Annotated in this window: 3 protein-coding genes; all 3 read right to left on the minus strand. The window is 66.1% G+C overall.

What is annotated here, in order from left to right; all coding sequences use genetic code 11:
- Positions 1 to 60: 60 nt before the first annotated feature.
- The 3 genes from KUM40_RS34880 to KUM40_RS34890 all read right to left on the minus strand — a co-directional run bounded on the left by KUM40_RS34880 (position 61) and on the right by KUM40_RS34890 (position 3,764).
- Positions 61 to 207, minus strand: a complete 147-nt coding sequence (locus KUM40_RS34880; protein ID WP_217170319.1) for a hypothetical protein — start codon at positions 205 to 207, stop codon at positions 61 to 63.
- Positions 204 to 626, minus strand: a complete 423-nt coding sequence (locus KUM40_RS34885) for a hypothetical protein (protein WP_254396142.1) — start codon at positions 624 to 626, stop codon at positions 204 to 206. The genes KUM40_RS34880 and KUM40_RS34885 overlap by 4 nt, the downstream gene beginning before the upstream one ends.
- 282 nt (positions 627 to 908) lie before the next feature.
- A complete protein-coding gene (locus tag KUM40_RS34890) occupies positions 909 to 3,764 on the minus strand; it encodes a hypothetical protein (RefSeq protein WP_217170320.1) in 2,856 nt (951 codons plus the stop codon).
- Between the last annotated feature and the right edge of the window lie 402 nt (positions 3,765 to 4,166).

The following is a 4,166-nucleotide window of genomic DNA, read 5'->3' on the forward strand; positions in this document are numbered from 1 at the left end:
CTGACAGGACCCTCGACAAGTCCCATCGTTGCAGGTCAGGAGCACTCTCCGCTTATTTGATCAAGCCTCGGACAACTCCACCTCGTGAAAGCGCGAGGTTAGCGCCACCCGGTAGGCAACTTCATGGTGGATCTTGCCGAGGTCGCGTCCTGTGATGGTCACGCAAGCGGAGGGCGCGTAGCCGAAGCTTTCGCTGTGCCAGGTCACGTCTGCTGGTTCCCATCGCCAGTGATCGCCTCACCAATGGATCCGCCAGCAGCAACTCCCCGCTCACCGGGCACGCCGGGCGCCGTTGTCGTGGTACTCGGGCCGGAATCTGTGGCCGATGGCTGCGGTTGGGCCGCGATGCCCTGATGGCGGTTGTTGTCACCGGTTACCGCGCGCCCGATGCTGTCGCCAGCTTGCACCGAGCGAGTGCCCGCGACAGCAACGCCAGTGGGCCGACTCAATGTGTACACGAAACCGATCAGGGAAGTGGCACTGATCACGGCCCCGATGATGCTGGCCACACGGTCAGCGGTGTCCAGATCCACCAGCACAACCACAAGGATCAAGCCCACGACCGCGGCCGCCGACACCGCCGCGACCGCGATGCACACGCGTCGCATCACTCCTGAAACAGCCATCGGTCTACTCCTCACGCACCGCACCCGGACACCGCACTTGAACGATACGATCCCCCCGGCCGATGCATGCCGCGGATCTGAGCCGGCACCAACATGATGGGGGTGGGGGCGAGCGAGCTCGCTCCGATCCGGCAACGCGGCGCAAGTGAGGTGGACCCCAGAATCATCCCGCGCGACCATCTCATGCCGTACGTGCCGCGGCCCACGGGGGCCAAGACCAGCGGGTATCCGCCCCCATGCACGAACCCGACGCCCTACTTGGTCCGCGACCGCCAGAGTCCTTCAGGATGCTTTAGCGGCGACGGCCGCGTGTCGCACGCTGGCGCGGACATCGTCGGCAAGCCGCTCCAACACTTCCAGCACCACCGAGTCGATAGCTCCCTCCTTCATGCGAAGCTCAGCGACCTCGGCCAATGTGCGGCGGACGGTGTGGTCGTTGTCTTCAGCGAGTCGGCGGATGGTTCGGGGGTGCTGACCCGCATGGGACACGGCGAGAAAGGCGCCGGCCTGACGGACGGTCCTGTTGTGGTGTGTGACCAGCAGCGCGGGGTCAACACTGAGCGCGATCTGCGGCGGCAGGTACGCGAGAACACGGGCTGCGTCTCCGACGTCCGAGGTAACGTCTGTACGAAGCAATGCGATGGCGTTCTCCCGCACCCAGTGGTGCTCGTCATCGAGTTCCGCCGCAAGGTGCGCCAACTCCAGGGCCGGCCCGCGCAAGGACGCCGTGCCGAAGGAGATCCGGGCCCATCTGAGGGGATGAGGAGTACCAGTCATTTCGCTGTCGAGATGACTGCCATCCTGCTCACCCAGGACGAAGGGCTCAGCCTGGTGGTAGAAGGCTGTCCTATCCGCCCGCGGCAGGTCCGTGATCAGGTTGCGGAGGCCGTTCAGGGCATTGCGTCGGGCGTCAGCGATCTCGCGCCTGTCCAAAGCGATTTCCATGAGTCTGTAGGCGCAGCGCTGGCGACTGGACTCGTCAAGCTGGCAAACCAGGAGTGCGTCGTTCGCCAGCTGATCACCGATGGTGGTCTTGTGCAGGTCGGGAGCGGGTCGGGACAGGATGCGGTCCAGGGCCTCAAGGGCGGCGGCCCGCACGGTGGGGTGGTCGGCGACCACCTGGCTCAGGGCGAGGGCAGCTGGGTACTTGTTGTCCTCGGCGAGGGGGACAAGGTTGGCGAGCCGTGTTCGGCAAGCCTTCCGCTCGGCTGCCGTCAGCGGGGACGATGGCGCGGTGAGGATCCGAACCCACCGGCTCTCGCCGAGTGCCTTCCAAGCGTCGTAGGTACCTCGCTCAGCTTCGTCGAGCAGCTTGGTGACGGCTGGAAGGGCGAGGCTGGGGTGCCGGTACGCGATGGCGAACCAGGTTGCGCCTCTACCGGTCCGCTTGAGATCGACGAGGTCGGTGAGCACCTGACCGGCCTGCTCGGCCGTGCCCTGGGGGGCGAGGGTACAGACGCTACTAAGGACTTGATGTAGGAGGTGTCGGCGAGGAGATTCAGCCAGATCCCCGGACAGCAGCCGTCGAGCCATGTCGATGAGTTCACCGAGAAGATCGATGGCGGCCTCGTCATCCAGGAGGTCTGCCTGTGCTTCCAGCTGTGCTGCTCGTGCACGGGCGACCCGCCAGGGCACGCCTTGGAGAGGCCCGAGAGGAAGCAGTGTGTCGCCGGAGGCGACAGCAAGCTTCTTTGCCGCCTCGGCCTCTCCCGCTCGCTGATAGTAGATCGCCGCCAGCCCTGCCTCGGTGCTTTCCCGGTACAGGTCGGCCAGAAAACGCAGTGCCTCCAGTTCTCCCGTCCAGTCCCCGGTCACCACGGTGTCCACGAGCCAACGCTGCGCGGCAGTGATGGCCTCCCGAGGCTTTTGCCGCACCAGTGCAGACAGAGCCTGCTCCCGGGGTTGCCGAGACCGGACCAGAAGGCGACCCGTGCCGGTTGCGCGGAGTGCCTGTGCGAGTCGATGTTCGTCGTCGATGTCGCCCGCCAACGGGCCGTACGAGACGTTGATGCTCCTGATACTGTAAAGCCAGTCTGCGGCATCTTGTGGCAAGTCGGCGCGTATGCCGGCATTGACGGCATCGCGATACGCCTCGACGGCGGCGTCTGCTTCCCCCTCTTCGGCGAGCCGCCGGCCCTCCCGTGCGAAGACCATCGCCGCCGGGCGGTCCGTCACGTGGTGGCGGCGCGCCCGCTGGTGCAGTGCGCATCGTTCGGAAGGGTCGTAGTGGGCACGTATGAGACGGAGTCGGAGCAGTGTGTGGTCCACGTCGTTGCCCCGTTCGGCCAAGGCATCGATGGCTTCCGACACGAGCCCGTCGAGTTCACGAACCGAGTTTGGATCGAAGGCGAGTGCCTGCTCTGCGAGCAGGAGAATTAGTACGGGACGATACTCGGGATCCCGCGCGGCAGAACTCGCCGAAAGGACCTCACGAAGGCTGTCCAACTCGCCCAGCGGGTGCAGCAGGCTGTCCGCGGTGGCTTGCAGTAGTTTCGCGATTCGCTCTGCTCGGTCTGCTCGCGGTTCCCCGGCTTCGTTGCTCTTGAGCGCCAGCCTCGCGATGTCTCTGGTCAGGGACCGGGCTTGGTCGTAGTCTCCGGCGCGCAGGGACGCGACGGCGAGGTTGCCTGCCATCTCCACGGCGGCGACGCTGTGGCCAGCAGCTTGCAGGGCGGCCATCTGCTTGCGCTGCATCACAGCTGCGTGCCCGTGGAAGCCGGTGCCGTGCAGGTTGGAGGCGATCTGTCCGTAGAGAGGGGCGGCCTGTTCGGGGTCTGTCGGCAGGAGTGCGTCAGCCTGGCGAAGGAGGGGGGCGAGTATCTCGGTGTTCAGCGGCCCGACGAGAATCAGCTCTGCCTGCTGCCGCCGGTCAACATGGGTCGGGAGCGCGGTCGAGGATGTCCCGGCCGCCGCAAGCGCCGAGGCGTGGTAGTGGTACTCGGTCGTCGTGCAGGTCTCGTGCTTGTCGCCGCTGACAACATCGCCATCGACGGTCAACTGGTTCCCGTCTCCTGTGATGCCCACCCCCACATCGGCACCCGCCAAGATCCCGCGATCCCCCGGGACCGGCGCACTCGCACCCTTCCCGGCGTCCTTGCCGCCGTCGTCATCTCGCGAGCGCGACCACTTGCTGTTCATCACTGACTTCTCCCCTAGTCGCAACGGATTCGTCCACGGCTCCGCTGCCGAGGCCCCTCATCAGAGCCCGCCGCAGCCGTCCTTGGAAACGATGCCTCAGGGCGCCTGGGTGGCCCCGGTCCGCATGAGGGCGCAGGCTCGTTTCTGCGGTGAACCCGGCCGCCCGCACGGGTGAGTTCCACCAATGCTGTCCCACATGACGTTTGCGAGGAACCTGCGGTTCTCGCACTGCAGGACCGCGTCTTCTCGCCCGCAAGATCGACTTCCTGTCGAAGTTGTACCGGTGCCGCATCCGCCGCTACCGCAGGGCCCCGGCAAAGTCGTTGCTCACGCCGCCAGGAGCAGGTTGATGGGGCGGTCGGTGTCGCGTGCGTGATGCCGTAGGGCAGCGGCGATGTTGTG

Source organism: Streptomyces sp. AC512_CC834, assembly GCF_019049325.1.
GTDB lineage: Bacteria > Actinomycetota > Actinomycetes > Streptomycetales > Streptomycetaceae > Streptomyces.

What these genes read in the sequence shown, in the direction of transcription:
- KUM40_RS34890 (WP_217170320.1), bottom strand. Translation starts at nt 3,764, where the DNA reads ATGAACAGCAAGTGGTCGCGCTCGCGAGATGACGACGGCGGCAAGGAC.
- KUM40_RS34885 (WP_254396142.1), bottom strand. Translation starts at nt 626, where the DNA reads ATGGCTGTTTCAGGAGTGATGCGACGCGTGTGCATCGCGGTCGCGGCG.